The sequence below is a fragment of the Parasaccharibacter sp. TMW 2.1888 genome, from assembly GCF_023167265.1.
Classification (GTDB): Bacteria; Pseudomonadota; Alphaproteobacteria; order Acetobacterales; family Acetobacteraceae; genus Bombella; species Bombella apis.
Genome location: NZ_CP030979.1, coordinates 1,678,427 through 1,703,274, shown reverse-complemented (window position 1 = coordinate 1,703,274; position 24,848 = coordinate 1,678,427). Strand labels below are relative to the sequence as shown.

Below are 24,848 nucleotides of genomic sequence, written 5' to 3'. Positions count from 1 at the left end.
AAGATACTGTCTGAAATAACGGCCTTGAAGTCACTCTATTCCGCCAGCCTGTTGCCACCATGAAACATCTGCCTTTCTCGGAGGCAGATGGGTTTCCCCCCTACTTAGTCTTCTCAGGCGGCAATGTCACGAGGGTAAACAGACCCGCCGGAGGGACGGGCACGATGGTCGCCCGGGCCATATCCTCCGGTGGAAGCAGGGATTCAATGGCAAAATCAGGATGCCAGCCCAGCGCACGGGAGGCCCGGGCCATGACCTTCTCCACCTTCAGCCGAAGGCCCCCACGGGCAAGGAAATGGTTGACAAAAAGGATGTGTCCCCCCGGTTTCACCACCCTCTTCAACTCTGCCAGAAGCAGGTCCGGATGAGGCACGACAGAGGCCACGAACATGCCGACGGCGATATCAAAGCTGTTATCGGCAAAGGTGGTATGTTCGGCGTCCATCACCATAAGTTCATCAACATTACGGAGACCTTCCCTCTTCACACGCTCCCGGGCAAGGGCCAGCATGTCTTCCGAGAGGTCGATTCCTGTAATGCGTTTGTCGGACCTGTAGGAAGGAAGGGCCAGCCCGGTTCCAACTCCCACCTCCAGCACACGCGTGCCCGGAAGCGCATTGACAGCCGCCACGGCCCGCCGTCGCCCGAAAGCAGATACACCGCCAAAAACCTTGTCGTACATGCGGGCCCAACGGCGATAGGCATCACGTACGCTGTCAGCATCGAGGGAAGAACGGGGTTTAAGGGAAGACACCATGAAAATGCAGCCTCAACTGTCTGCCCCCAACAAAGCGGGGAGCATTATCGCTACTGATACCGATCAGTCCGCCCCTTTCTTGCCCCCCAACGCCCTTGGCTGACAAGGTATTCTGACGATATTATGCGAAAAAATTTGGTCTACCTGTCCAGAACAGAACCAGAACTCATGACTGGATCACATGATGAAGCATCTCGATCTCATATTGGCCCTTCTCTGCCTGTTTTTCTGGGTGGCCCTTTATGTCGTCTATTACCATGAAAGACTGTTTCCATGGCTCATCAACAGGTTCAGCCGGGACAGACCATCCAGGGACCTGAAGGTGGAAAATGGATATTTCTCTGATGGCGTACCCATTCCATTCCGGGACAATCTCTATCCTTCCGACCCTGAAAAAGATGCCAGGACAGAGGACGGCTCCACATCACCGGAAGAGCCTCCCCACGAGACCGTAACACGGAAAACGGACCAGACACCAAACAGGTGAAAGGCCTGACCATAGGGCTAGGCCGCTTCCATGTTTCCTTTCAGGAAAGACGGGCCTCGATGCAGTCCCAGATCATCCCGGCACTGTTGATGCCATCAAAACGGTCCAGTTCCTGTAGGCCCGTCGGGGAGGTGACGTTGATCTCCGTCAGCCAGTTCCCGATCACGTCAATCCCCGTGAAAATGAGGCCATGTTCCTTCAGGTACGGACCAATGGTCCGGCAGATTTCCCTGTCACGGTCCGTCAGTTCCACACGCTCGGCACGGCCGCCGACATGCATGTTGGACCGGGCATCACCCTGCGCAGGAACACGGTTGATTGCCCCGATCGGCTCGCCATCCACAAGGATGATGCGCTTGTCCCCCAGCCGCACGGCAGGCTCGTAACGCTGCACCATCAGCGGTTCACGGGAGCGGGAGAAGTGCATCTCCAGCAGGGAGGAGAAATTCTCGTCATCCTCCTTCACCCGGAAGATGCCCGCTCCGCCATTGCCATAAAGCGGCTTCAGGATGATGTCCCTGTGCTTCTGCCGGAAAGCGGCAATCGCCTCCCGGTCCCACGTCACCAGCGTTGGCGGCATGAGCTGGGGGAAATGCGTGACCAGCAGCTTCTCCGGTGCATTGCGTACGGATACCGGATCATTCACCACGAGGGCCTGCCCCTCGCCCGTGCCATGAACATGCTCCAGCATGTGGGTGGCCGTGATGTAGCCCATGTCGAAAGGCGGGTCCTGCCGCATGAGCACGACATCACATGAGCCGATGTCCAGAACCTCCTCCGGGCCAAAGGCAGCATGATCGCCTTTCTTCCGCTGTACGGTCACCCTGCGGCTCCGGGCCTGAAGACGGCCTGCCGTGCCCTTTCCTTCCAGCAGGGACAGGGTGGTGGGATGATAGACATGCAGCTCGTGCCCACGACGCTGGGCTTCCAGCATCAGGGCAAAGGTGGAATCACCATCGATGTTGATGTCTTCCAGCGGGTCCATCTGCACGGCAACACGCCGCCGAGAGGAAGAGGACTGGACCATAAGAATAACTCCGCAAAAGCAGTTCAGGACCGAACGGTTTCTTTCAGGCCCCCACCATATCAGGCCGGGTCTGGATAGGCGATGGACAGCACTTCCACAAGGACAGGGCCGGATGGTGTCTGCATGGTGACCTCGTCATGCACGGCAGCTTTCATGAGAGCACGGGCCACCGGAGCCTGCAGGCTGACCTCCCCATGCTCCAGCCGGGACTCATCCACGCCAAGAATCGTCACGGTATAATGACGGTCCTCCTCATCCGCATAGCAGACGGTGGCGCCGAAGAAGACACGGTTCCGGTTGGTCTGGGCTGCCGGGTCCACAATCACGGCCTGATCCAGCCGTTTCGTCAGGAACCGGATGCGCCGGTCGATCTCCCGCAGGCGGCGTTTGCCATACTGGTAGTCCGCATTCTCCGAACGGTCGCCATTACTCGCCGCCCATGAGACGACCTCCACGACCTGCGGCCGCTCCTTCTGGGTCAGCTCTTTCAGCTCAGCCCGCATCCGGGCCGCACCCTGTGGGGAAAGATAACGGTGCAGGGCGATCTTCTCGGCGGCCATGCGGCGTCAGCCTTCCGCCGGACGACGTGAGACATCAGCACGGAAGCGGATCATGCCGCCAAGGCTCTGCCCCGGTGCCAGCACATGCACGCCACGCCCGGCGATCTCCGGCCTGTTGAGGGCATCCGTCATGCTCGTGACCGGCTCGATGGCCACATAGCCCTCCTCCGGCTGGGAGAAGACCACCAGATGCGAGAAAATCCGGTCCGCTTCCACCGTCAGGTCTGGCAGACCCCCGGGCTGCTCCAGCCGGGCCTGACCGGCAAACCCGGCAAACCCGTTATCCAGCTTCAGCTCCTCAAGGGCCTGCCCTGTCGAAAAATCCCACTCACCTTCGCAGGATTTTTTTTCGGTCGGCAGGCCGTGACCGTCCGTCAGCCAGACCGAGTCCGCTGCGAATTTCAGGCGGGATTTGGCCTCCGAATGGAAGAAAGGATGGAACCCCAGACCGACCGGCTGATCGACCGTATCGCTGTTCCGGATCACGATGGAGACATGCAGCCCGTCCGCCCGCAGCTCGTAGGACATGACGGCCCGATAGGCATAGGGCCATTCCCCCGACCGGCTTCATCATCAGAAGGCGTGTGATCGAAAGTCAGGATGGCGTGACTGTCCGTTCTGTGCGCCACCTGCCATTCATGCTCCCAGCCATTGCCATGGATGGGATGCGGGCAGCCCTCCATGTTGGGGACAAGCCTGTGCTCCTCTCCCCCGAAGGCAAAATGGCCGTCTGCAATCCTGTTGACATAGGGCAGCAGAGGATAGGCCCCCACGGCCACGCCCTTCTGGTTCCGCAGGGCCGGATTGGCGACCGGACGGAGCATCTCATGCCCCTGCACCTGCCACTGGCCAAGGGCAGCCCCCGTCTCCGGCAGGATGGTCAGGCTCTGCCCGTCTCTCTTGAGTTCCAGCATGGTCAGTCCTTCTTTTTCCGTCTGGTCGTCTTGCGTTGTCTGGCCTGCGAAGCTGCCGGGGCCGGAGCAATGAGGCCAATGTCGCTGGCCTCCCGCCGGTGAATCTCGTCCCGCAGGGCGGCGGCCTGTTCAAAGTCCAGCTCAGCTGCTGCTTCACGCATTTTCTTGCGCAGATCGTCAATGGTGAGCTGTGGATCAGACTCCGGCGGAGCTTCCTTGCCCGCCAGCTCTTCCTGAAAGAGCGTGTCGCTGATGCGGCTGCGGACCGTCTGCGGCGTGATGCCGTGCGCCTCGTTCCAGGCCATCTGCTTTTCCCGGCGGCGGGCCGTTTCCTCGATGGCGTAACGCAGGCTGTCCGTCTCCTTGTCCGCATAGAGCAGGACACGGCCATTCACGTTGCGAGCGGCTCGGCCGATCGTCTGCACAAGAGAGGTGCGGGACCGCAGGAAGCCTTCCTTGTCTGCATCGAGAATCGCCACAAGGGCACATTCGGGAATGTCCAGCCCCTCCCGCAGCAGGTTGATGCCCACAAGAACATCAAAGGCCCCCAGCCGCAGGTCCCGGATGATCTCCATGCGCTCCAGCGTATCAATGTCGGAATGGAGATACCGCACCTTCACGCCATGTTCGGAAAGATATTCCGTCAGGTCCTCAGCCATGCGCTTGGTCAGGGTCGTGACGAGGACACGGCCATTCTCGGCAATGGTTGCCCTGGCCTCATGCAGCAGGTCGTCCACCTGCCCTTCCACGGGTCGGATGATGGTGATGGGGTCTGTCAGGCCGGTCGGACGGATGATCTGCTCGGCAAACACGCCTTCCGTCTGTTCCATCTCCCACGGCCCCGGCGTGGCGGACACGAAGATGCTCTGCGGCCGGAAGGCATCCCACTCCGAAAAAGACAGGGGCCGGTTATCCAGACAGGAGGGAAGACGGAACCCGAAATCTGCCAGCGTTTCCTTGCGGGCACGGTCCCCCCGTTCCATCCCGCCAATCTGGGGCACGCCGACATGGCTTTCATCCACGATCAACAGGGCATCTTCCGGCAGATACTCAAAGAGGGTTGGCGGCGGATCACCGGGACGGCGACCTGAAAGATAGCGGGAGTAGTTCTCAATTCCCTTGCAGACGCCTGTCGTTTCCAGCATTTCCAGATCAAAATTGGTCCGTTGAAGGATGCGTTCTTCCTCCAGCGGCTTTCCCTTGTCCCTGAAATACTGGATGCGGTCCTGCAGTTCATCCTTGATGCTGACCATCGCCTGATTGAGCGTTGGGCGGGGCGTCACATAATGGGAGCTGGCATAGAGGCTGACCTCTTCCAGATCAGCCGTCTTCTCCCCCGTCAGCGGGTCGAATTCGGTGATGCTTTCCACCTCATCCCCGAAGAGCATGACACGCCACGCCCTGTCCTCGTTCTGGATGGGGAAAATGTCCACCTGCTCCCCCCGCACCCGGAATGACCCACGCTCGAAGGCCAGATCATTCCGCTGGTATTGCAGCTCCACCAGATGGCGGATCAGGTCGTCCCGATCGATGATCTCCCCCGGCACGAGGCGGATTTTCATGCGGGCATAGGATTCGGGCGAGCCGATACCATAAATGCAGGACACGGAGGCCACGATGATGACATCGTTCCTTTCCAGCAGGGCCTGCGTGGCAGCATGGCGCATCCGGTCTATGCGCTCGTTGCGCTGGCTGTCCTTCTCGATGAAGGTATCCGAACGGGGCACATAGGCTTCCGGCTGATAGTAATCATAGTAGGAAACGAAATATTCCACCGCATTGTCGGGGAAGAACTGTTTCATCTCACTATAGAGCTGGGCCGCCAGGGTCTTGTTGGGAGCCATGATGAGCGTGGGCCGCTGCGCCGCCTCGATCACCTTGGCCATGGTGAAGGTCTTGCCCGACCCTGTCACACCCATCAGCACCTGATCCCGCTCCCCGGCCTGCAACCCGTCCAGCAGGGCGGCAATCGCCTGCGGCTGGTCCCCGGAGGGTTCGTAATCCGATTTGACGACAAACCGGTTGGTCTTCGGTTTGGCGGGCTGTTTTTCAGGGAAAAAATCCGTCTGACGGGGCGCGACCGGTTTTTTCTTTTTGCGGGACGACGAAGAAACTGCCATGGCCCCTAGATGGGAGCATGTTCCTGCCACCACAAGATGCCTCTGACGGAATAAATGGAGCCACCCGTTTCCGGCTGTTCATTCCTCATAAAAAGACTGGCAGTTTTTACAGGGTCGTTTACCATCACACCGCCTCTTCACTGCCCAATGGGGCTCCACTTCCACAAAAAGGTCAGAACCTTATGGATATCGAACAGATCGAGCAGAGCTACACGCAGTTCCGCAACACGGCGCAGCAGGCCTTCCAGCTGATTGACCGGCTGATCGGCCAGATGCAGGATGCCTCGCAGAATGGCGACACACAGGCCGGGGAATGGGCTGCGAGCCTCCAGCAGATTTCCTCCATCTTCCAGAATGGCCAGGGCCATGCCGGGGACCTCGTCGGCCAGCTGGCCGGTCTGGTGAGCCATCTCGGCGAGAAAAACGGGGGCGAAAGCTCCGGTGAACAGGGCAGCGGCTTCGCCAGCTTCGGCAAGGCCCTCCAGCAGGACGTGATCCAGGAAATCGGCGGCAACCTGCTGAGCAAATTCTTCCGCTGACAGTTCCCTGCCCATCCTGACAGGCAAGGCCGGACCGGTATGCTCACCCGTCCGGCCTTTCCTTCATCTGGTGGGCTGGACCTGCGCCTTCCGCAAGGCATCCTTCTGCCGGGCCGCCAGAACATCCACATTGAAATCCTGCGTCAGCTCCATGAAGAGCCGGTGCCAGTTCACCCGTGCTCCCAGCCGCAGGAAGGCACTGCCCAGCCCGATGGCCGAGCGGTCCAGCATGACGAATTCCCGTGGCAGAGTGATGCCGCCCGTGCGCTTCAGCCCGTCATAGACATGCTCCAGCACCCGGCGGGCCTCCTGCGGGTTGTTGCTCTCTTCCACATTGCAGATTTCATCCGTCATAAGGGGACGATAGAAGAAGCGTGCCCACTCATTGAGCACGGCAGCCCGCTCCCGTGAAATGTCCCTGAAGCCCCAGTCATGATAGGCCTCGTAGGCCCGTTCCTCATCGCCATCCCGCAGGGCATCGAAGAGAGACAGGACACCACCGACAAACCGGGGCGAGAAAATGCGTACGGAACCGAAATCCAGCAGATTCAGCCCACCATCCTGCCGCACGGTGAAATTGCCCATATGCGGGTCACCATGCACGACGCCATAATGATAGACGGGCCTGTACCAGGCCTTGAACAGCGCAACCGCAATGGCGTTGCGCTCTTCCTGCGGGAGCTGTTCCTCCAGCACGGACTTCATGGAGCGGCCCCCCACCCAGTCCATCGTCAGCAGCCGTTCCGTGACCAGCCCGGGTACGGGGGCAGGCACGGTAACTTCCGGCACGTCCGCCAGCATGAGCCTGTAGAGCCGCAGGTGGCTGGCCTCCCGTGTGTAATCCAGCTCTTCCCGCATCCGTTCGGCCAGTTCGGCATAGACCTCATCCTGCCGGATGGCATTGCCCACGAGGCTGAACACGCCCAGACCCCGCTTCAGCTGCCGGAGGTCCTGCTCCATGGCTCCCGCCATGCCGGGATATTGCAGCTTGCAGGCCACCTCCCGCCCGTCGGCCAGAGCCGCACGATGCACCTGCCCCAGTGACGCCGCCGCCACGGCCTCATGGCTGAAAGACCGGAAGCGGGATTCCCACCCCGCCCCCAGCTCGGCCCTCATCCGCCGCTGGACGAAGTTCCATCCCATCGGCGGCGCATTGGCCTGGAGATGGGCCAGCTCCTCGGCATAGTCATCAGGCAGGGCACCGGGAATGGTCGAGAGAAGCTGGGCAGCCTTCATCATCGGGCCTTTCAGGTTGCCCAGAACGGCCCGCAGCTCCTCCGCATGGCTGGTCGTGTTGCTCCGCAGGCCCAGCTTGTGCCCGGCCATGCGGGCCGCAACACCCCCCACCATGCTGGAGGCCCGGAACATGCGCTGCATGTTATCGACAAAGCCCGTCCTGTCGATGTCACGTTCACGTGCCATGATCTCAACCCTTACCTGTTGCCCTGTCAGGCAGTGTGCCAGCCTGCATGGCGTGCAGGCCGGCTTTCATCCTCATGCAGCCGGTTCAGCCTCAAGCTGGTCGATCAGCCCGGAAATGACATCCAGACCACGGTTCCAGAAGGACGGATCACCGGCATTCAGCCCGAACGGTGCGAGCAGCTCCTGATGGCGCAACGTGCCACCGGCGGCAAGCATCTCCTTGTATTTTTCCGCAAAGCCTGCCGGGCTGTCCTGATACACGCCATAAAGCGCATTCACCAGACAGTCGCCAAAGGCATAGGCGTACACATAGAAGGGCGAGTGGATGAAATGCGGAATGTATGACCAGTAGAGGTCATAATCCGGGGTGAAGCTGAAGGCCGGGCCAAGGCTGCGTGTCTGCACGTCCCGCCAGATTTCACCAAGACGCTCGGCAGGGATTTCTCCCCTGCGGCGTTCATCATGCACCTGCACCTCGAACTGGTAGAAGGCGATCTGCCGCACGACCGTGTTCAGCATGTCCTCCACCTTGGAGGCCAGCAGATGATGACGGCGTTTCGGATCGCTCTCCGCATCCAGCAGGGACTGGAAGGTCAGCATCTCCCCGAAGACAGAGGCCGTCTCGGCCAGCGTCAGCGGCGTGTCGGAACGGAGATAGCCCTGCTTCTTCCCGGCCAGCATCTGATGGATGCCGTGCCCCATCTCATGGGCCAGCGTCATGACGTCACGGGGACGGCCATGATAGTTCATCAGCAGGTAAGGATGCACGGAGGGCACGACCGGATGGGCAAACGCCCCGGAAGACTTGCCCGGTACGGCTGCCGCATCGATCCACGGGCTGTTGAGGAACGTGCTGGCATGGCGGCCCATCTCCTCATCAAAATCCTGATAGGCACGCTGGACGATCGCCTTGCCCTCATCCCAGCTCAGCCGCCTGTCCTGCACATCGGGCAGCGGGGCATTGCGGTCCCAGTGTTCCAGCTTGTCCAGCCCCAGCCAGCGGGCCTTCATGCCGTAATAACGGTGGGAGAGACGGGAGAAGGACGACTGCACGGCATCCACCAGCGCATCCACCACCTCGTCTTCCACCATGTTCGCCCGGTTGCGACTGCTGACAGGCCGGGGGTAACCCCGCATGGTATCAATCGTGGCCTTGTCCTTGGCCAGCGTGTTGGTGATGCCCACCAGCAGCTTGTTGTTGGCTGCCAGCGTGGCACTGATGGCCCTGGCCGCCCCTTCCCGCTTTTTCCGGTCGCTGTCCGTCATGTAATTGAACACGTCGCCCAGCGGCTGCTCTTTCCCCTCGAAGGAGACCATCAGCCCGGCCATGGTCTCGTCAAACAGCCGCACCCACGCATTCCGGCCAGAGACGGCCATGTCCATCAGAACACGCTCAACCTCATCGGAAAGCTGATAGGGGCGGAAGACCCGCAGGTCCCGCAGATAAGGCTTCCATGAGGCCAGCTCCGCATTCTCGCTGAAGCCTTTTTCAAGGGCTGCATCATCCAGCCGGTTCAGCTCCAGCGGGAAGAACAGCAGGAAAGCTGAAATGGCGGTCAGACGTTCCCGCACGCTCTGGGCGAAACGGCCACAGGCAGGGTCGGTCGTGTGGGCTGCAAAGAGAAGCTGGGAATAGGAACCGATCTTCCCCAGCCCTTCCTCGATCACCTCATAGCCCTGGAGGGCATGGGCCAGATCGGCCGGAGAGGCCTTGCCCAGCGTACCCTTCCAGCGGCTTTCAAATGTCCGGGCCTCATGGTCCAGCCGGACGAAATCCGATTCAATGGCCGGGTCCTCCGGGGAGGCATAGAGGTCGGAAAGGTCCCAGCGGGGGGCAGCCACGGGCGCAGCCGCCTCACCTTCCGGGGCGGAAACCTGCCTGCCTTCCGGCAGACGGGCAAAGGAGCGTGTCTTGAGAAATGATGTCATCATCCCTGCAGACTAGCCAAGCGAGGAGGCTGTGAAAACTCTCTTTTCTGTCACGGTCCATCCTCCAGCCCCGCAGCCCTGCCCGGGTGGCCCCTGTCAGGCTGACAGGCTTCTGAGATCGGCCTCCTCATACCCGATGATGCGGGCATAATCCTTCGGCACGACATGCCAGAATTTCGGCAGAACCTCCTCCCAGTGGTGAAGAAGATCCGCCGCATAGGCACTGCCCGTCTCACGCTCGTGCCGCTCCACGAGGCCCCGCAGCTCATCTTTCCACCGTCTGGCCGTCACGGGCTGGCACATGACCGTGTCGTGATTCACCCGTTTCGGGAAGTCGCCATCACGGTCCAGCACATAGGCCGTACCACCCGTGAAGCCTGCCCCGAAATTGTCCCCGGCCTTGCCCAGAACAACGACCGTACCGCCTGTCATGTATTCGCAGCCATTGGAGCCACAGCCTTCCACCACGGCCACGGCACCGGAGTTCCGCACGGCGAACCGTTCCCCGGCCTGCCCGGCGGCAAAGAGTGCTCCCGCCGTCGCACCATAAAGCACCGTGTTGCCGATGATGGAATTCTTCTCCGTAGCGCAGGGTGTCGCACTGCTGGGCCGCAGCACCAGAGTGGCCCCGGAGAGCCCCTTGCCGACATAATCGTTGGCATCACCTTCCACCTCGATGCGCAGCCCCTGTACGGCGAAGGCCCCAAGGGACTGACCGGCAGACCCACGCAGGGAGAGCGTCAGATGCCCTTCCGGCAGGCTGGCCATGCCGAAGCGACGGGTGATGAGGGATGACAGCCTCGTCCCCACCGCACGATGCGTGTTGCGGACGATATAGTGCAGATGCAGCTTCTCCCGCCGCTCGAACAGCGGCTGCGCATCAGCGATGATCTGTGCATCCAGCGTGTCCGGGACCTCATTGCGGCCCTCCAGCGTGCAGTGACGGGCAAAGCCGCCCGTATCCGCCTGCACCAGCAGGGCGTTGAGGTCCAGATCATCCAGATAATCCGAGCCACGATAGACCTGATGGAGCAGGTCCGTCCGGCCGATGATCTCCTCAAGAGAGCGGTATCCCAGACGGGCCAGAATGTTGCGGACATCCTCGGCGATCAGCGTGAACAGGTTGATGACCTTCTCCGGCGTGCCCTCGAACTTCTTCCGCAGCTCCTCATCCTGCACGCAGACACCGACAGGGCAGGTATTGGTATGGCACTGCCGCACCATGATGCAGCCCATCGCCACGAGGGCCGCCGTACCAATGCCGAACTCCTCGGCCCCCAGCATGGCGGCGATCACCACGTCACGCCCGGTCTTGATTCCACCATCAACGCGCAGCTTCAGCCGATGACGCAGACGGTTGAGCATCAGCACCTGATGGGTCTCGCTCAGCCCCATTTCCCACGGCAGGCCGGCATAATAGATGGAAGACTGGGCACTGGCCCCCGTCCCACCGGAATGGCCGGAGATCAGGATGGCATCAGCCTTGGCCTTGGCCACACCGGCGGCGATGGTCCCGATGCCCGTCCGGGCCACGAGCTTCACCGTCACGGTCGCCTCCGGATTGATCTGCTTGAGGTCGTAGATCAGCTGGGCAAGGTCCTCGATGGAATAGATGTCATGATGCGGCGGCGGCGAGATCAGCGTGACGCCCGGCGTGGCATGACGGAGACGGGCGATCAGCTCCGTGACCTTGAAGCCCGGAAGCTGGCCTCCCTCACCCGGCTTGGCCCCCTGTGCGACCTTGATCTCCAGCTCCCGGCAATTGTTGAGATATTCCGCCGTCACGCCGAAGCGGCCGGACGCCACCTGTTTGATGGCCGAAGACGCATTGTCCCCGTTGGGCCGTGGTGTGGCCCGGGCCGGGTCCTCGCCTCCCTCGCCGGAATCGGACTTCGCCCCGATGCGGTTCATGGCGATGGCCAGCGTCTCATGCGCTTCCGGACTCAGCGCACCGAGGGAGATGCCCGGGGCAACCAGCCTGCGGCGGATCTGGGTGATGCCTTCCACGTCATCCACGTCAATGGACCGTGCGCTGGAACGGAAATCCAGCAGATCACGCAGGGCGACCGGCTCCTGCGCCTCCAGAGCGTCCGCATAACGGCGGAAGAGCCTGTAGCTGTTGGCCTGCACCGCCGTCTGAAGCATGTGGACCGCACTGGCCGAAAAGGAGTGCGCCTCCCCACCCGGGCGGATCTTGTACCGCCCCCCGATGGGCAGCGGAGACACGTTGGCGGGCTGCCATGCCTGCCTGTGCGCCTTGATGACGTTCCGGGCGATACCGGGCAGGCCGATGCCCGAAATGCGGGACGCCATGCCGGGGAAGAACTCGGCCACAAGCGCACGGGAGAGGCCGATCGCCTCAAAATTGTACCCGCCACGATAGGCCGAGACGACCGAAATCCCCGCCTTGGACATGATCTTGAGCAGCCCCTTGTCCACGGCCTTGCGGTACTGCTCCATGGCCTGCCGCAGGGTCATCTTTCCGAACAGCCCCCGCTGGAGACGGTCGGCAATGCTCTGCTGGGCCAGCCACGGATTGACCGTGGAGGCCCCCACTCCGACCATCACGGCGAGGCTGTGCACGTCCAGCACATCGGAGGCCCGGACATTCACGGAGGTGAAGGTCCGCAGGCTGTGATTGGTGAGATGGACATGCACGGCCGCCACGGCCAGCACCATGGGAACCGCCACACGGTCCTCCGTGGCGTGTTCATCGGTCAGGAAGAGATGGGCACAGCCACCCCGCACGGCATCCTCGGCCTTCTGGCATATCTGCGTCAGGGCCGCCCGCATCCCGTCCTCGCCCTCGGCCAGCGGGAAGGTACAGTCGATGACCTCACCCTGCCTGCCGCACATCTCCTGAAGACGGCTGAATTCGCCATTCGTCAGGATGGGGCTGGAAAGCTGGAGAAGCTGGCACTGGCCCGCTTCCTCGGCAAGGATGTTGCCCAGATTGCCCAGCCTCGTCACCAGGCTCATGGCCCGTGTTTCCCGCAGGCTGTCGATCGGCGGATTCGTCACCTGGCTGAATCCCTGCCGGAAATAGTGGGACAGCCCCCGATAATGCCGGGACAGCACCTGAAGCGGCGTGTCATCCCCCATGGAGGCCAGAGCCTCGCTGCCATTCTCCACCATCGGCTGGAGCGTGGCCTCCATGTCCTCATAGGTCAGGTTGACGGCCAGCTGGCGACGGCGCAGCGTCTCAGCGTCAATGCCGTCCGGTTCCGTCACCTGGGCCATCAGCGGCCCGACATCCTCGATGCCGTCCCTGATCCAGCTCTCATAATCCTGCCGGTTGATAAGCATGTCCAGCACGTCATCCGGCGTGTAGAAACGGGCTTCATCAAGGTCCAGCGCAAGGGTCTGCCCCGGCCCGAGCCGCCCACGCAGGGCGATGGCCTCATCCGGCACACGCACCATGCCCGTCTCGGACCCGACGATCAGCAGCCCGTCCTTCGTGATGCTGTAGCGCAGCGGCCGCAGACCGGCCCTGTCCAGACCGGCGATGATCCAGCGGCCATCCGTCCCGCACAGGGCCGCCGGACCGTCCCACGGCTCGATGACGGCATTGCAGTAGCGGTAGAATGCCTTGGCCCGGGCGGACAGGGAAGAATTCGCCCCCGCCGCTGCCGGGATCAGCAGGGCCTTGGCCGATGGTGCCGTCCGTCCAGCGAAGGTCAGAAGCTCGAAGACATTGTCCAGAGCGGCCGTGTCGGACCCCGCCACCTGCACGACCGGCTTGAGGGCCTCCATGTAGTCATCCAGCACCGGGCTGCTCAGCCGTGTCTCATGCGCCCGCATCCAGTTGACGTTGCCGGAGAGCGTGTTGATCTCCCCGTTATGGGCGATCTTGCGGAAAGGCTGGGCGAGCTTCCATTTCGGGAAGGTGTTGGTGGAATAACGCTGGTGATAGATGGCAAAACGGGAGACAAACCGTTCATCCAGCAGGTCCGGGTAAAAATCCGTCAGATTTTCCGCCAGAAACATGCCCTTGTAGATGAGGGAACGGCAGGACAGGGAGCAGATATACAGCTCCACCTGTGCCCGTGTCGCCGCCTGCTCGATCCGACGACGGATGACGTAGAGGTCCCGTTCCAGCGTTTCCTCATCACGCCCCAGCGTGTTGCGGATCATGATCTGCTCAATCTCGGGGCGGGTCTCGTTGGCCTTCTCGCCAATGCAGGCCGTATCAATCGGCACCTGACGCCAGCCATAGATGCCGTAGCCGAACCGCAGGATTTCCGTCTCGATGATCTGGCGGCAGCGTTCCTGCGCTCCCAGGTCCGTGCGGGGCAGGAAGACCATCCCGACGGAGATGCGTCCCTCGATCCGCAGGTCACCCGCATTATGGATGGCATCCTCAAAGAAATTCTGCGGGATTTCCACATGGATGCCAGCCCCGTCCCCCGTCTTGCCATCAGCATCGACGGCACCACGGTGCCAGATGTTGCCCAGGGCCTCGATGCCCGCCTGCACCACGGCACGGCTGGGCCTGCCATCCATCGCCGCCACAAGCCCCACACCACAGGCATCATGCTCCTGCGCCGGGTCATACAGCCCTTCCAGCCGTTCAACATTGGCCTGATAGGCCTTCACGAAGTCCCGTGCCGTTTCCGGAGCGGATGTCATGGTCGTGGTTTCGTTCATGGTGGTCATCAGGCACACTCCCCGACAGATGTTGCGGTCCGGGCAGCCCCGGCAGACAGATGGTTCATGATGGAATCGGCGGCGTCCCGCCCGTCCCGGATGGCCCAGACGACGAGGCTCGCCCCCCGGACGATGTCCCCACCGGCAAAGACACCCGGCAGGCTGGTTTCATGCCCGCTGCCGGAGACCTCCAGCGTGCCCCACCGTGTCACGGCGAGGTCGGGCCGGTTCCAGAGGTCCGGCAGGTCTTCCGGCTCGAACCCCAGCGCACAGATGACCAGATCGGCCTTCAGTTCACGAGTCGATTCCGTCGGCTCCACGGCCCGGCGGCCCGCCGCATCAGCTGCCCCGAGGCGCATCTCCCGCAGGCGGACGGCCTTCACCCTGTCATCGCCAAGGAAGGCCTCCGGTGTCAGCATCCACTCAAAGCGGGCTCCCTCTTCCTCCGCATTGAGAACCTCCTGACGGGAGCCGGGCATGTTGTCACGGTCCCGACGATAGGCGCAGACCACTTCCTTCGCCCCCTGCCGGATGGCCGTGCGGACGCAGTCCATGGCGGTATCACCGCCCCCCAGCACCACGACACGTTTGCCTTTCGCTGTCAGGCCAGCAGTCTCATGCTCCGTCTGGGAGGCCTTGAGGTAAGGAAGGGCCTCCACCACGTTGGCCAGACCGGCCCCCGGCCCCTTCACCTGCCGGGCACGATACACACCCGTGGCCAGAAACACGGCATCATGCCGCTGACGCAGTTCCTCCAGAGGCAGAGCACCATCGCCATGCCCGACGGACTGCCCCAGGTGGAAGATGATTCCCTGTTCCTCCAGCAGCTTCCAGCGACGTTCCACGACGCTCTTGTCCAGCTTGAAGCCCGGAATCCCGTACATCAGCAGCCCGCCGGGTTTTTCCTGCCGTTCATAGACGTGCACCTCATGCCCTGCGGCCCGCAGACGCTCGGCACAGGCAAGACCGGCCGGGCCGGACCCGACAATCCCCACGCTCTGCCCCGTTTCCTCGGCGGGCAGACGGGGCAGGACCCAGCCTTCCGCAAAGGCCGTCTCGGTAACATACCGCTCCACGGCCCCGATGGTCACGCTGCTGAAACCCGGACGGATGACGCAGTTCCCTTCACAGAGGCGGTCCTGCGGGCAGATGCGGCCACAGATTTCCGGAAAGCTGTTGGTGCTGGAGGAAAGTTCATAGGCTTCCTTCAGCCGCCCTTCCGTCGTCAGGCGCAGCCATTCGGGAATGACATTGCCCAGCGGGCAGTGGACCGTGCAGTACGGAATCCCACACTGGGAACAGCGTGACGCCTGCTCCTGCGCCCTCTGAGGGCTGAACCCGGCGTAAATCTCGCCAAAATCCCTCCGTCTCTCGGCAGCCGAGCGTTTGTCCGGGAGTTTCTGGGAGCAGTTTACGAACCGCAGCATCTGTTCAGCCATTATGACATCAATCCCTGTCTTGCCTGCACCGTGAAGCGCAGAATGGTCCTTGTCGCCCCAGCACTAAACAGCTCAGCCATAAAAGACCAGACAGTACCGCTTACCTAATGAGTGTCATAACATCCTGAAAATGCGCATGATTGTCATTTTCATTTTACAAAATAAGTCCGAAACGGACCTATTATCACCCTGACATCATTCCATTCGTTTTTTTTCAAAAGGATGCATTTTCCTCATTGACGTCCCCCCTCCTGCGCCGTAAAAGCATCTTCAACAGAGCTGAGGCGGCTTCCTCACGGAGACAGCTTCCTCTTACAGCTTTATGCCCAGATGGCGGAATTGGTAGACGCGCAGGCTTCAGGTGCCTGTGTCCGCAAGGACGTGGAAGTTCGAGTCTTCTTCTGGGCACCAAGGCTTTCTCCCCTGACATGCAGGGCAGAATTGTCCCCTCTCAGAAAATCCGGTGAATCTATGAGCACTCCGCGTAACGCCATTCATCTATATGAGGGCGACCTCCCGGACAATCTTGAGCTAGGCTCTTCCATCGCCATTGATACCGAGACCATGGGGCTCAACCCCCACCGGGACCGCCTCTGCCTCGTGCAGATTTCCGCCGGGGATGGTCAGGCGCATCTCGTACAGTTCGTGCCGGAACATCTGGGCGGGCGTGGCTACGGGCACTGCCCCAACCTCAAGGCGCTCCTTCAGGACAGTTCTGTCACCAAGCTGATGCATTTTGCCCGGTTCGACGTGGCCGTTCTCCAGCATTATCTCGGCATCACGCTGAATTCCGTCATCTGCACGAAGATTGCCGCCCGTCTTGTCTATACCTTCACGGACAGGCATGGCCTTGCCTATCTCAGCCGGGAGCTGCTGGGCGTCGAGATGTCCAAACAGCAGCAGAGCTCCGACTGGGGCAGCCCGACCCTGACAGAAGAGCAGCGCCAGTATGCAGCCTCCGATGTGCTGCATCTCCATGCCCTTTGGGAAAAGCTGGAAGCCATGCTCATCCGGGAAGGGCGGCGTGATCTTGCGCAGAGCTGCTATGATTTCCTCCCTGCCCGTGCAAAGCTGGATCTTCTGGGCTATGATGTGTCGGACATTTTCGCCCATCGTGCCTGACATAGCTGCTCCATGACCTCATCTTCCCTCTCGACCGCCTGCCGTGCCCTCCAGACAGAACGTCAGGGGCTTGAGCAGCTCGAGGCGTGCCTGCGTGGCCCCATGCAGGAAGGGTTTGAAGCCGCTCTCACTGCCATACTGTCCATGAAAGGCCGCCTCATCCTGACAGGGATGGGGAAATCCGGCCATATCGGTCGCAAGATCAACGCCACCCTGGCCTCCACGGGAACACCATCACTGTTCCTTCATCCTGCCGAAGCCGCCCACGGGGATCTCGGCATGGTAGAGGCCGATGATGTCATCCTCTATCTCTCCAATTCCGGCGAGACCAACGAGCTGGCGCCAGTCCTGCTTCATGCAGCCCGCCTGAATCTCACGCAGATCGCCTTTACGACACGGGCCTCATCGACACTGGCCCAGTCGGTGCAGATTCCCCTCATCCTCCCTGCCGCGCCGGAAGCCTGCCCGATGGGACTGGCCCCGACGACCTCCTGCCTGCTCCAGCTGGCCCTGGGGGATGCGCTGGCCATCGCCCTGCTGGAACGCCGTGGCTTCAATGCGCATGATTTCGGTCTCCTGCATCCGGCAGGGACGCTGGGTGCCCAGCTCCGCCCCGTCAGCAATTTCATGCATACAGGGCAGGACATGCCACTGGGCCATGAAAACATGTCCCTTCGTGCCGTGATTCTGGAAATCACCCACAAGAGTTTCGGCTGCATCGGCATTCTGGATGACGAAGGCCGCCTTGCCGGGCTCATCAGCGATGGTGACCTCCGCCCCGCTTTGGACCGTGATCTCGACAACACCACGGCCGTGGAGATCATGAACCGCACGCCCCTGACAGGCACGGCAGACATGCGGGCTCAGGACATACGGCACCTCATGAATGACCGCCCTGTCCCGGTGAACAGTCTTTTCATTCTGGATGAAGAGCGTCGCCCTGTCGGGATTCTTCATCTGCATGATCTCCTGCGGGCAGGTCTCTCATGAACGCACCGCAGCCCAACCGGGAAGATTTTGACCCGGACCGTCTGGAAAAGACCCGCCAGCTGGATGCCATGCGACAGGAAAGCATGGCCAGACGGCGCACGCCCCCTTCAGCCGAAGCCATGGCCAGACGGAGCCTGCTGCTGAAGCGGGCCAAATGGGGTCTCCCCGGTCTTGCGATGTTCCTGCTGTTCTCGGTCGCCATATGGCCGGAAATCAATCATCTGATCCACCAGAACAGCGCCATTCTGGCCAGCATGCGTCATGCCCATACGGATAGCGGCATGATGGAACATGCCGCCTACCACGATCTTGATTCGCAGGACCGCCCCTATACCATCACATCCCGCATTGCCCGCCAGAGCGAGCCGGACCGCATCGACATGACCGAGCCTGAAGCTGACATCCTGCTGCACAATCATCAGTGGGTCCATGCCCGGGCGGATAGCGGCATGTATCTCCAGCACGAACAGACGCTGACACTGAACGGCCATGTCGTGATCTACCGCAGTGACGGCGTCCTGCTGAACAGCCCTTCAGCCGATATTGACCTGCCCCAGCAGGTCATCGCCACGCATGACTGGGTCCATGCCGAAGGGCCCTTCGGCACGCAGGATGCAGAAGGCGCCTTCATGGACCAGCAGACAGGGACTCTTCAGTTCCTCGGTGCCGGACGTACGGATCATTTTGAGGATTTATCACCCGCCCCCTCTTCTCCCGCAACGCCGAAAAGCCCATAAAGGAAGCATGATGCGTCTCCCTGTTTTTTCCCGCCCTCATGCTTTTCTTGCCGCTGCCTGTTTTCTTCTGGCCGAGGCCCTGGCCCCCTCTCCCACTGCTCTGGCAGCCGACCCGACACCCGGGGATCAGGCCCATGGGCAGGTCGTCCATCTTTTCTGGAAGAAAGAAGAGATCTACGACCATAACCGCCAGACCGTTACCCTGACGGGAGGTGCCCGTGCCCAGCGGGGCGACATGACTGTCGATGCCGATACACTCATCGGTTATCTGCGCCCGAAAAAGCAGGCCGCAGGCACATCCAGTACTGATGAGAGCCAGAAAAATGGTGGCAGCAGCGACATGGAACTGTACCGTGTTGAGGCCTTCGGCCATGTCCATATCTACAATCTGGAAGATCAGGGCTGGGGCGATCACGGGCTGTACGATGTTGACAGGGCCGTCCTGCTGATGACGGGCAAAGCCATGAAATTCACTACGCCCCGTCAGCTCATGACAGCTCGGGACCTTGTGGAATATCACCCCCAGACCCATACCTCCATTGGCTGGGGAGAAGCGACCGTCAATACCAGTGACGGCAAACGCATCACCGCTGATGTCATGCAGGCTGTGGAACTTTCCGATGCCCAGAAAGCCGCCAACAGGGCCAGCCAGGCTGCTGGTGGGGAAAAATCGAAGAGTGGCAATCTGGACCGGGCCTATGGCTGGGGCCATGTGGTCATCCGTACGGACCGGCAGACCGCCACCGGGGACCGTGGCGTCTATCTGGCCGGACCGGAGCTGGCCCGGCTGATCGGCCATGTCCGTGTCACGCAGGGGCAGAACCAGAACAATGGTTCGCAGGCCATCGTGAACATGAAGACCGGCGTCTCCCATATGCTCTCCGGCTCCAGCGATCCCGTACAGGGGCTGATCGTCCCCAATGAGGCAGGCAAATGACCATGCAGGAAAATCAGGGGAAACCAGGCCTGGCTGCCCGGGGTATCGGCAAAAGCTACAAAAAGCGCACCGTCGTCCATGATGTCTCTCTCCACGTGCAGCGTGGCGAGGCTGTCGGGCTGCTTGGCCCGAATGGTGCAGGAAAAACGACCAGCTTTTACATGATTGTCGGGCTGGTGCAGACAGACATGGGCAGCATCACGCTTGATGGTGCCGACATCACCCCCCTGCCCATGTACCGGCGGGCCAGGCTGGGAGTCGGTTATCTGCCGCAGGAAGCCAGCATTTTCCGAGGGCTCAATGTCGAGCAGAACATCCTTGTTGCTCTGGAAGCCGTCGAGAAGGACCGGGACAGGCGGCAGGCCATGCTGGATGGCCTGCTGGCTGAATTCGGCATCACCCGTCTGCGCCACTCTCCTGCCCTGGCTCTCTCGGGGGGTGAACGCCGCCGTCTCGAGATCGCCCGCGCCCTGGCAAGCCAGCCAAACTACATCCTTCTGGATGAGCCACTGGCCGGGATCGATCCCATTGCCGTCAGCGAGATCCGTGCCCTCGTCTCCCATCTGAAGGACCGTGGCATCGGCGTTCTCATCACGGACCACAACGTGCGTGAAACGCTGGAGGTCATCGACCGGGCTTACATACTTCATGGCGGCCGTGTCCTGATGGAAGGAACACCGGAAGCCATCGTCGCCAACGAGGACGTGCGCCGGGTCTATCTGGGAGAGAATTTCTCCCTGTAAAGAGAAAAAACTCTTTCACACCCCTGCCATAATGAGCTGCCAGTATCTGTCAAGAAAAGTGGATGTGCCCATGTCCACTCCGGATGCTGGGGAGGCCATGAAAAAAATCCTGTTCGAAGGTTCACAGACCTGCTCTTTCGTCACGTGCAGCATGATCTCGGACCGTACCTCCCACCAGCTGAGCCTCTACTGGGGCATCGGACACAGTGACCTCCTCGACCTCGCCTGCATGGTCGTCATAGTCCTTCCCCTATGGCTGCTGTTGGACTGGATTCAGACACGTTGCCGCTCGCAAAACAGACGATGATCCAGCCTTCCCTCCGCCAGGAAAGGGCAGCCCCACGGCTGGCCCTTCATTGCAGGAAGGTCGGCACCATGTCCTGCTCCAGGATGGCATCCACGGCACTGTCCTCATCCTCGGCAATGCCGACCGGGGTGCCGTCCGCTGCATGAATGGCCACCAGCGTGGCCCCCTCATGCGTAATGGTCCGGAAATAGGCGACCTCCTTCATCCCCCAGTCCCGCAGCTCCGCTCCCGTCATCGCCCGGGCACGCTCCTGCATGTCTCCCGCCAGCCTGCCGCTGGCGGAAGCTCCCCTCTCATCATTCCCGGCCAAAAGGCTCCTCCTCTGCGACAGGAGGAAGATCACGGGCCAGCTCCACATCACGGGCTGGTGGTGCCGGGGCCCGTACAGCTCCCCCGGAACTGCCCTGCTGGATGGCAATATGCTTCACCCGCACCTCCGGCTCCGGGCGATGAAGGTCGATGTGCAGCAGGCCGTTATCCAGCCAGGCTCCAGCAATCTCGATTCCCTCTGCCAGAACAAAGGCCTTGTGAAACTGCCGTGCTGCAATCCCACGGTGCAGGAAAACGCGCCCCTGCGTGTCATCCGCCTGCCGCCCACGAATCACGAGCTGGTTGTCTTCCTGGGTGATCTGGAGATCATCCATGACAAAACCTGCAACAGCCAGCGTGATGCGGAGTGCCGTGCGGCTCAGCTGTTCGATATTGTAGGGCGGGTACCCATCCGATGCTGTTTTTGATGCCCGTTCAAGCATTTGTTCCAGATGATCAAACCCCAGAAACATGGGGGAAGTGAAAAGACGTCCAGACGACATGGCTCTAAAATGCCTCCTCAGGGAGCGAGACGTGAATGAAGACGAACGACCCTACACAAGGCATCGCTCGTCCCCGCTGATATGAGGATGGAAAGACGATGATGCAAGGCCCGCCATGCCCCGGCCTGCCGCATCAAAGAACAGGCTGGCATTACACACAGCCAGCCGCTAACATGCCTGCCATGAAAAATTTAGAGTTTCTCGACCGGCTTGATGACATCGCCCCGACATCAATCCTTGTTGCCCCCCAGCCCGTGCTGAGCCAGGTGGCCCATGAGGTCCGCCCGGAAGACATGACGGCCCTCCGTGAGGCCCTGCCGGGCATGTTCTCCGCCATGTACAAGGCCCCCGGCATCGGTCTGGCCGCCCCGCAGGTGGGGCTCAGCCAGCGTTTCGTGCTGGTTGATGTCGCCCGGGAGGATGAACCCCGCCGACCGATGGTCCTCATCAATCCCGAGATCATCGAGTCCACCGAGACCTTGGCCGTGCGGGAGGAAGGCTGCCTCTCCCTCCCCAACCAGTATGCCGAGGTCATCCGGCCGGAGTCCATCCGTGTCCGCTATCGTGACCTGGACGGCCAGACCATCGAGCAGGATGCGGACGGCCTGCTGGCCACCTGTATCCAGCACGAAATCGACCATCTTGATGGCATCCTGTTCGTCGATCATCTGTCCTCCCTGAAGCGCAACATGATCATGCGCCGTCTGGCCAAGGAACAGAAGCGGAGACGATAACCCATGCGCCTCGTTTTCATGGGATCGCCGGATTTTTCCGTCCCGGCCCTGCACGGCCTGATCGAGGCCGGGCATGAGATTGTCGCCGTCTATACGCAGCCCCCCCGTCCCGCAGGCCGGGGCAAGGCCCTGCGGCGTCAGCCCGTTCATGAGGCAGCCGATGCGCTCGGCATTCCCGTGCGGACCCCGGAAAAACTGCGCCACAATGATGAGGAGCTGGCCTTCTTCCAGAGCCTGAAGGCCGATGCCGCCATCGTGGCTGCCTACGGCCTCATCCTGCCGGAAGCCATCCTGAAAGCTCCCCGGCTGGGCTGCCTGAACATCCATGCCAGCCTGCTCCCCCGCTGGCGGGGGGCCTCGCCCATCCAGTCCGCCATCCGGGCCGGAGATGCCGAAAGCGGCGTCTGCATCATGCAGATGGACAAGGGGCTGGATACCGGAGCCGTCCTTCTCTCCGAGGCCACCCCCATCACACCCGAGGACACGGCAGGCAGCCTGCATGACCGGCTGGCTGGGATCGGTGCCCGGCTGGTCGTCCGCACGCTGGAGGAACAGCCAACTGCCGTTCCACAGGATGATTCCCGGAGCTGCTACGCTCCAAGACTGGAACGCAAGGACGGGCAGATCGACTGGGGCCGTTCTGCCGTGGAGATTGAACGTCAGGTACGGGCCTTCATTCCGTGGCCCGGCAGCTACACGCTGCTGGAGGGGCAGACCTACCGCATCGGAGCCGTCAGCCTGCCTGACGAGGCCGAAACTGCCGCCCTCATGGCCTCGGCTCCCGCTCCGGGCACGGTTCTGGATGACAGGCTGACCATTGCCTGCGGGACAGGCTGCCTGCGGATCGAACGCATCCAGAAACCGGGCCGGGCCATGATGGACCGGGAGGCCTTCCTCCGTGGCACGAAACTGGACAAAGGGATGCGCCTTGACTGACGCCGCCCCGCCCGGCATCAGCCGCTGGGCCATCCGCATCGAATTTGACGGGCGGCCCTATGTCGGCTGGCAACGCCAGAAAAGTGGCCTTTCCGTCCAGCAGCTCATCGAGGAAGCCGCCGAACACCTCACGCAGGGCCGCAGGGTCAGCAGCGTGACGGCGGGCCGGACCGATTCAGGCGTCCATGCCGCCGGACTCGTGGCCCATCTGGACTTTCCCGATGATGCCCCCCTCAGCCGCAAGGCCGTGCGGGACGCCATCGGCTACCATCTGAAGCCCCACCCCATTTCCATTCTGGAAGCCGCTCCGGCCCCCGAGGGCTGGAACGCCCGCTTCTCCGCCACATGGCGGCGTTACCGCTATACCATCCTCAACCGTCCGGCCCGTCCGGCCATGCAGGAAGGGTTCGTCTGGCACATCCGTGCCCCGCTGGATGTCGAGGCCATGCAGGAGGGAGCCAACCATCTGCTGGGCGGGCATGACTTCACCTCCTTCCGGGCGGCGGCCTGTCAGGCCCGGGACGCCCTGCGGACGCTGGATGAACTCACCATCACCCGCTCCGGCGACCATGTCCATGTGGACGTGCAGGCCCGGTCCTTCCTGCACCATCAGGTCCGCAACATGGTCGGGACGCTGGCTCTGGTCGGCCATCACCAGTGGCACCCGGACCGTGTGAAAGAAGTACTGGAAGCCCGGGACCGCTGCAAGGCTGGCCCCACGGCTCCCCCCGACGGGCTGTGCCTGATGAATGTCGGCTACCCGGATGATCCTTTCCGGCCATAAACTCTGCTGGTTTTCATATGATCCGTACCGACTTCGGGTTCATGCTTCTGTCCCTCCAGAATGCACCCCCAGCAAGACGGTTCACGACATCGGGTGGCAATATGAGAGGATGCTTCTGGGGCTCCACCTTATGGGCAATTTCATGCAGGCCCGGCGTTTCCAGAGCCTTGTCGTATGCCGTAGGAGGCGTGTAACGGACATTGTTCATGTCGTAAGTTGCAGCAGGAACGTTCAGTTCCTTTTCCAGAAGACGCATGACGGACAGGGGCTGTGTCACCAGGCTGTCATAATCAACCAGTACCAGTTTGGACGAAAACTGTCCGAAAAACGCCTCCTGCAAGGCCTGATACGCAAAACCGAAAGCCCCCACAGGAGACAGCAGATAATTCACCCGCTGATGAAGCGTGGCCCGATGTTCCACGGGCACGAGATAGGATGAAAGCATCGGGTCCCTGCCAATGATGCGCTCAAAGGAGTTGATCACCCAGACAGGATCACGCACACAGCAGATCACTTTTGCATCAGGGTAGAGATAGTCCAGAAGCTGAAGCTTGCTGCACCAGGCCCGGTTATTGTCAATGACCAGATTCGGCCTTGATGGCATGTCGTGATATGTATCCATTGTCTTCTTAAGAAGATTCATGACCTTTTCATCGCTGAATTCAGTTTTATATTCACCTTCTGAAATAACGGAAAGCATCTTTGTCATGAGAGAACAGACAGGCGTTGAATATTCTGCACAGTAAATGTCAGGATGCTGCCCTAAAAGAACACTAAGAAGGGTACTTCCTGAGCGGGGAAGACCGGATATAAAGTGAACATGACGAGACATTACGTACTTCCCGGCCCTGTTTTTTTTGTTTCAGTCTGTATTGCATGAGTATGTGTCATAATTATCACTGTCA

At 61.2% G+C, this 24,848-nt stretch carries 24 protein-coding genes and 1 tRNA gene; 12 read left to right on the top strand and 13 right to left on the bottom strand.

Annotated elements, in window-relative coordinates; all coding sequences use genetic code 11:
- Positions 1-100 precede the first annotated feature (100 nt).
- Complete coding sequence (locus tag DTQ13_RS07730) at positions 101-757, bottom strand: class I SAM-dependent methyltransferase (protein ID WP_103765432.1); 657 nt, start codon at positions 755-757, stop codon at positions 101-103.
- 181 nt (positions 758-938) lie between these two features.
- On the opposite strand from DTQ13_RS07730, the gene DTQ13_RS07725 reads away from it, so the two are divergent.
- Positions 939-1,244, top strand: coding sequence for a hypothetical protein (locus DTQ13_RS07725; protein ID WP_248460483.1), 306 nt, complete (start codon positions 939-941; stop codon positions 1,242-1,244).
- A gap of 40 nt (positions 1,245-1,284) precedes the next feature.
- Here the strand turns inward: DTQ13_RS07725 and gshB are convergent, their stop codons facing one another.
- From gshB to uvrB, 5 genes are read right to left on the bottom strand one after another with little or no spacing between them, the layout of a single operon-like run.
- Positions 1,285-2,271 carry a glutathione synthase gene (gene gshB, locus DTQ13_RS07720; protein ID WP_081563030.1) on the bottom strand — a complete coding sequence of 329 codons (987 nt, stop codon included), beginning with the start codon at positions 2,269-2,271 and terminating at the stop codon, positions 1,285-1,287.
- 59 nt (positions 2,272-2,330) lie between these two features.
- The gene (greB, locus tag DTQ13_RS07715) at positions 2,331-2,831 is read right to left on the bottom strand and encodes a transcription elongation factor GreB (protein WP_043560592.1); all 501 of its coding nucleotides are present in this window, start codon (positions 2,829-2,831) and stop codon (positions 2,331-2,333) included.
- 6 nt (positions 2,832-2,837) lie between these two features.
- Entirely contained in the window at positions 2,838-3,359 is a 522-nt protein-coding gene (locus DTQ13_RS09225; protein ID WP_256462229.1) for a hypothetical protein, read from the bottom strand.
- On the bottom strand, positions 3,314-3,745 hold the full coding sequence (locus tag DTQ13_RS09220; RefSeq protein ID WP_256462228.1) for a hypothetical protein: 432 nt from the start codon (positions 3,743-3,745) through the stop codon (positions 3,314-3,316). Before DTQ13_RS09220 ends, DTQ13_RS09225 begins: the two co-directional genes overlap by 46 nt.
- A gap of 2 nt (positions 3,746-3,747) precedes the next feature.
- A complete protein-coding gene (uvrB, locus tag DTQ13_RS07705) occupies positions 3,748-5,865 on the bottom strand; it encodes an excinuclease ABC subunit UvrB (protein WP_052349096.1) in 2,118 nt (705 codons plus the stop codon).
- A 182-nt stretch (positions 5,866-6,047) separates the two neighbouring features.
- Between uvrB and DTQ13_RS07700 the strand changes: the two genes are divergently transcribed.
- Positions 6,048-6,404 carry a hypothetical protein gene (locus tag DTQ13_RS07700; RefSeq protein WP_248460481.1) on the top strand — a complete coding sequence of 119 codons (357 nt, stop codon included), beginning with the start codon at positions 6,048-6,050 and terminating at the stop codon, positions 6,402-6,404.
- A gap of 63 nt (positions 6,405-6,467) precedes the next feature.
- On the opposite strand, the gene DTQ13_RS07695 is transcribed toward DTQ13_RS07700, so the two are convergent.
- The 4 genes from DTQ13_RS07695 to DTQ13_RS07680 form a co-directional block, all read right to left on the bottom strand.
- Entirely contained in the window at positions 6,468-7,826 is a 1,359-nt protein-coding gene (locus DTQ13_RS07695; RefSeq protein ID WP_248460480.1) for an AarF/ABC1/UbiB kinase family protein, read from the bottom strand.
- 72 nt (positions 7,827-7,898) lie between these two features.
- On the bottom strand, positions 7,899-9,758 hold the full coding sequence (locus DTQ13_RS07690; protein WP_232086314.1) for a M3 family oligoendopeptidase: 1,860 nt from the start codon (positions 9,756-9,758) through the stop codon (positions 7,899-7,901).
- A 93-nt stretch (positions 9,759-9,851) separates the two neighbouring features.
- Positions 9,852-14,411 carry a glutamate synthase large subunit gene (gene gltB / locus DTQ13_RS07685; protein WP_408863025.1) on the bottom strand — a complete coding sequence of 1,520 codons (4,560 nt, stop codon included), beginning with the start codon at positions 14,409-14,411 and terminating at the stop codon, positions 9,852-9,854.
- Positions 14,411-15,841, bottom strand: coding sequence for an NAD(P)-dependent oxidoreductase (locus DTQ13_RS07680; protein WP_248460479.1), 1,431 nt, complete (start codon positions 15,839-15,841; stop codon positions 14,411-14,413). The genes gltB and DTQ13_RS07680 overlap by 1 nt, the downstream gene beginning before the upstream one ends.
- A 324-nt stretch (positions 15,842-16,165) precedes the next feature.
- Here DTQ13_RS07680 and DTQ13_RS07675 point away from each other — a divergent pair.
- The 7 genes from DTQ13_RS07675 (at position 16,166) to DTQ13_RS07645 (ending at position 20,677) form a co-directional block, all read left to right on the top strand.
- Positions 16,166-16,252: transfer RNA gene (locus DTQ13_RS07675), tRNA-Leu, on the top strand.
- A 60-nt stretch (positions 16,253-16,312) separates the two neighbouring features.
- Complete coding sequence (locus DTQ13_RS07670) at positions 16,313-16,963, top strand: ribonuclease D (RefSeq protein WP_043560607.1); 651 nt, start codon at positions 16,313-16,315, stop codon at positions 16,961-16,963.
- Positions 16,964-16,975: 12 nt separating this feature from the next.
- Positions 16,976-17,953, top strand: coding sequence for an SIS domain-containing protein (locus DTQ13_RS07665; protein ID WP_043560609.1), 978 nt, complete (start codon positions 16,976-16,978; stop codon positions 17,951-17,953).
- A complete protein-coding gene (lptC, locus tag DTQ13_RS07660; protein ID WP_043560612.1) occupies positions 17,950-18,690 on the top strand; it encodes an LPS export ABC transporter periplasmic protein LptC in 741 nt (246 codons plus the stop codon). The genes DTQ13_RS07665 and lptC overlap by 4 nt, the downstream gene beginning before the upstream one ends.
- Before the next feature lie 7 nt (positions 18,691-18,697).
- On the top strand, positions 18,698-19,627 hold the full coding sequence (locus DTQ13_RS07655) for an LptA/OstA family protein (RefSeq protein WP_248460478.1): 930 nt from the start codon (positions 18,698-18,700) through the stop codon (positions 19,625-19,627).
- Positions 19,624-20,370: an LPS export ABC transporter ATP-binding protein gene (gene lptB, locus DTQ13_RS07650; RefSeq protein WP_043560625.1), complete on the top strand. Its 747-nt coding sequence runs from the start codon at positions 19,624-19,626 to the stop codon at positions 20,368-20,370. Before DTQ13_RS07655 ends, lptB begins: the two co-directional genes overlap by 4 nt.
- Positions 20,371-20,440: 70 nt before the next feature.
- Positions 20,441-20,677, top strand: coding sequence for a hypothetical protein (locus DTQ13_RS07645; protein WP_248460477.1), 237 nt, complete (start codon positions 20,441-20,443; stop codon positions 20,675-20,677).
- 46 nt (positions 20,678-20,723) lie between these two features.
- Here the strand turns inward: DTQ13_RS07645 and DTQ13_RS07640 are convergent, their stop codons facing one another.
- Both DTQ13_RS07640 and DTQ13_RS07635 read right to left on the bottom strand, forming a co-directional pair.
- Complete coding sequence (locus tag DTQ13_RS07640; RefSeq protein ID WP_227449646.1) at positions 20,724-20,987, bottom strand: DUF1150 family protein; 264 nt, start codon at positions 20,985-20,987, stop codon at positions 20,724-20,726.
- Complete coding sequence (locus DTQ13_RS07635) at positions 20,974-21,489, bottom strand: Hsp20 family protein (RefSeq protein WP_043560630.1); 516 nt, start codon at positions 21,487-21,489, stop codon at positions 20,974-20,976. The genes DTQ13_RS07640 and DTQ13_RS07635 overlap by 14 nt, the downstream gene beginning before the upstream one ends.
- A 182-nt stretch (positions 21,490-21,671) precedes the next feature.
- Here DTQ13_RS07635 and def point away from each other — a divergent pair, with 182 nt between their 5' ends.
- From def to truA, 3 genes are read left to right on the top strand one after another with little or no spacing between them, the layout of a single operon-like run.
- The gene (gene def / locus DTQ13_RS07630; protein ID WP_052349200.1) at positions 21,672-22,223 is read left to right on the top strand and encodes a peptide deformylase; all 552 of its coding nucleotides are present in this window, start codon (positions 21,672-21,674) and stop codon (positions 22,221-22,223) included.
- Positions 22,224-22,226: 3 nt separating this feature from the next.
- Positions 22,227-23,159 (top strand): methionyl-tRNA formyltransferase, encoded by a 933-nt coding sequence (fmt, locus tag DTQ13_RS07625; RefSeq protein ID WP_248460476.1) that lies wholly within the window; start codon positions 22,227-22,229, stop codon positions 23,157-23,159.
- Entirely contained in the window at positions 23,152-23,943 is a 792-nt protein-coding gene (truA, locus tag DTQ13_RS07620) for a tRNA pseudouridine(38-40) synthase TruA (protein WP_248460475.1), read from the top strand. Before fmt ends, truA begins: the two co-directional genes overlap by 8 nt.
- Before the next feature lie 13 nt (positions 23,944-23,956).
- On the opposite strand, the gene DTQ13_RS07615 is transcribed toward truA, so the two are convergent.
- Positions 23,957-24,775 carry a sulfotransferase gene (locus DTQ13_RS07615; RefSeq protein ID WP_248460474.1) on the bottom strand — a complete coding sequence of 273 codons (819 nt, stop codon included), beginning with the start codon at positions 24,773-24,775 and terminating at the stop codon, positions 23,957-23,959.
- Positions 24,776-24,848: the final 73 nt, after the last annotated feature.

What these genes read in the sequence shown, in the direction of transcription:
- DTQ13_RS07730 (WP_103765432.1), bottom strand. Translation starts at nt 757, where the DNA reads ATGGTGTCTTCCCTTAAACCCCGTTCTTCCCTCGATGCTGACAGCGTA.
- DTQ13_RS07725 (WP_248460483.1), top strand. Translation starts at nt 939, where the DNA reads ATGATGAAGCATCTCGATCTCATATTGGCCCTTCTCTGCCTGTTTTTC.
- gshB (WP_081563030.1), bottom strand. Translation starts at nt 2,271, where the DNA reads ATGGTCCAGTCCTCTTCCTCTCGGCGGCGTGTTGCCGTGCAGATGGAC.
- greB (WP_043560592.1), bottom strand. Translation starts at nt 2,831, where the DNA reads ATGGCCGCCGAGAAGATCGCCCTGCACCGTTATCTTTCCCCACAGGGT.
- DTQ13_RS09225 (WP_256462229.1), bottom strand. Translation starts at nt 3,359, where the DNA reads ATGTCCTACGAGCTGCGGGCGGACGGGCTGCATGTCTCCATCGTGATC.
- DTQ13_RS09220 (WP_256462228.1), bottom strand. Translation starts at nt 3,745, where the DNA reads ATGCTGGAACTCAAGAGAGACGGGCAGAGCCTGACCATCCTGCCGGAG.
- uvrB (WP_052349096.1), bottom strand. Translation starts at nt 5,865, where the DNA reads ATGGCAGTTTCTTCGTCGTCCCGCAAAAAGAAAAAACCGGTCGCGCCC.
- DTQ13_RS07700 (WP_248460481.1), top strand. Translation starts at nt 6,048, where the DNA reads ATGGATATCGAACAGATCGAGCAGAGCTACACGCAGTTCCGCAACACG.
- DTQ13_RS07695 (WP_248460480.1), bottom strand. Translation starts at nt 7,826, where the DNA reads ATGGCACGTGAACGTGACATCGACAGGACGGGCTTTGTCGATAACATG.
- DTQ13_RS07690 (WP_232086314.1), bottom strand. Translation starts at nt 9,758, where the DNA reads ATGATGACATCATTTCTCAAGACACGCTCCTTTGCCCGTCTGCCGGAA.
- gltB (WP_408863025.1), bottom strand. Translation starts at nt 14,411, where the DNA reads ATGACCACCATGAACGAAACCACGACCATGACATCCGCTCCGGAAACG.
- DTQ13_RS07680 (WP_248460479.1), bottom strand. Translation starts at nt 15,841, where the DNA reads ATGGCTGAACAGATGCTGCGGTTCGTAAACTGCTCCCAGAAACTCCCG.
- DTQ13_RS07670 (WP_043560607.1), top strand. Translation starts at nt 16,313, where the DNA reads ATGAGCACTCCGCGTAACGCCATTCATCTATATGAGGGCGACCTCCCG.
- DTQ13_RS07665 (WP_043560609.1), top strand. Translation starts at nt 16,976, where the DNA reads ATGACCTCATCTTCCCTCTCGACCGCCTGCCGTGCCCTCCAGACAGAA.
- lptC (WP_043560612.1), top strand. Translation starts at nt 17,950, where the DNA reads ATGAACGCACCGCAGCCCAACCGGGAAGATTTTGACCCGGACCGTCTG.
- DTQ13_RS07655 (WP_248460478.1), top strand. Translation starts at nt 18,698, where the DNA reads ATGATGCGTCTCCCTGTTTTTTCCCGCCCTCATGCTTTTCTTGCCGCT.
- lptB (WP_043560625.1), top strand. Translation starts at nt 19,624, where the DNA reads ATGACCATGCAGGAAAATCAGGGGAAACCAGGCCTGGCTGCCCGGGGT.
- DTQ13_RS07645 (WP_248460477.1), top strand. Translation starts at nt 20,441, where the DNA reads ATGTCCACTCCGGATGCTGGGGAGGCCATGAAAAAAATCCTGTTCGAA.
- DTQ13_RS07635 (WP_043560630.1), bottom strand. Translation starts at nt 21,489, where the DNA reads ATGTCGTCTGGACGTCTTTTCACTTCCCCCATGTTTCTGGGGTTTGAT.
- def (WP_052349200.1), top strand. Translation starts at nt 21,672, where the DNA reads ATGAAAAATTTAGAGTTTCTCGACCGGCTTGATGACATCGCCCCGACA.
- fmt (WP_248460476.1), top strand. Translation starts at nt 22,227, where the DNA reads ATGCGCCTCGTTTTCATGGGATCGCCGGATTTTTCCGTCCCGGCCCTG.
- DTQ13_RS07615 (WP_248460474.1), bottom strand. Translation starts at nt 24,775, where the DNA reads ATGTCTCGTCATGTTCACTTTATATCCGGTCTTCCCCGCTCAGGAAGT.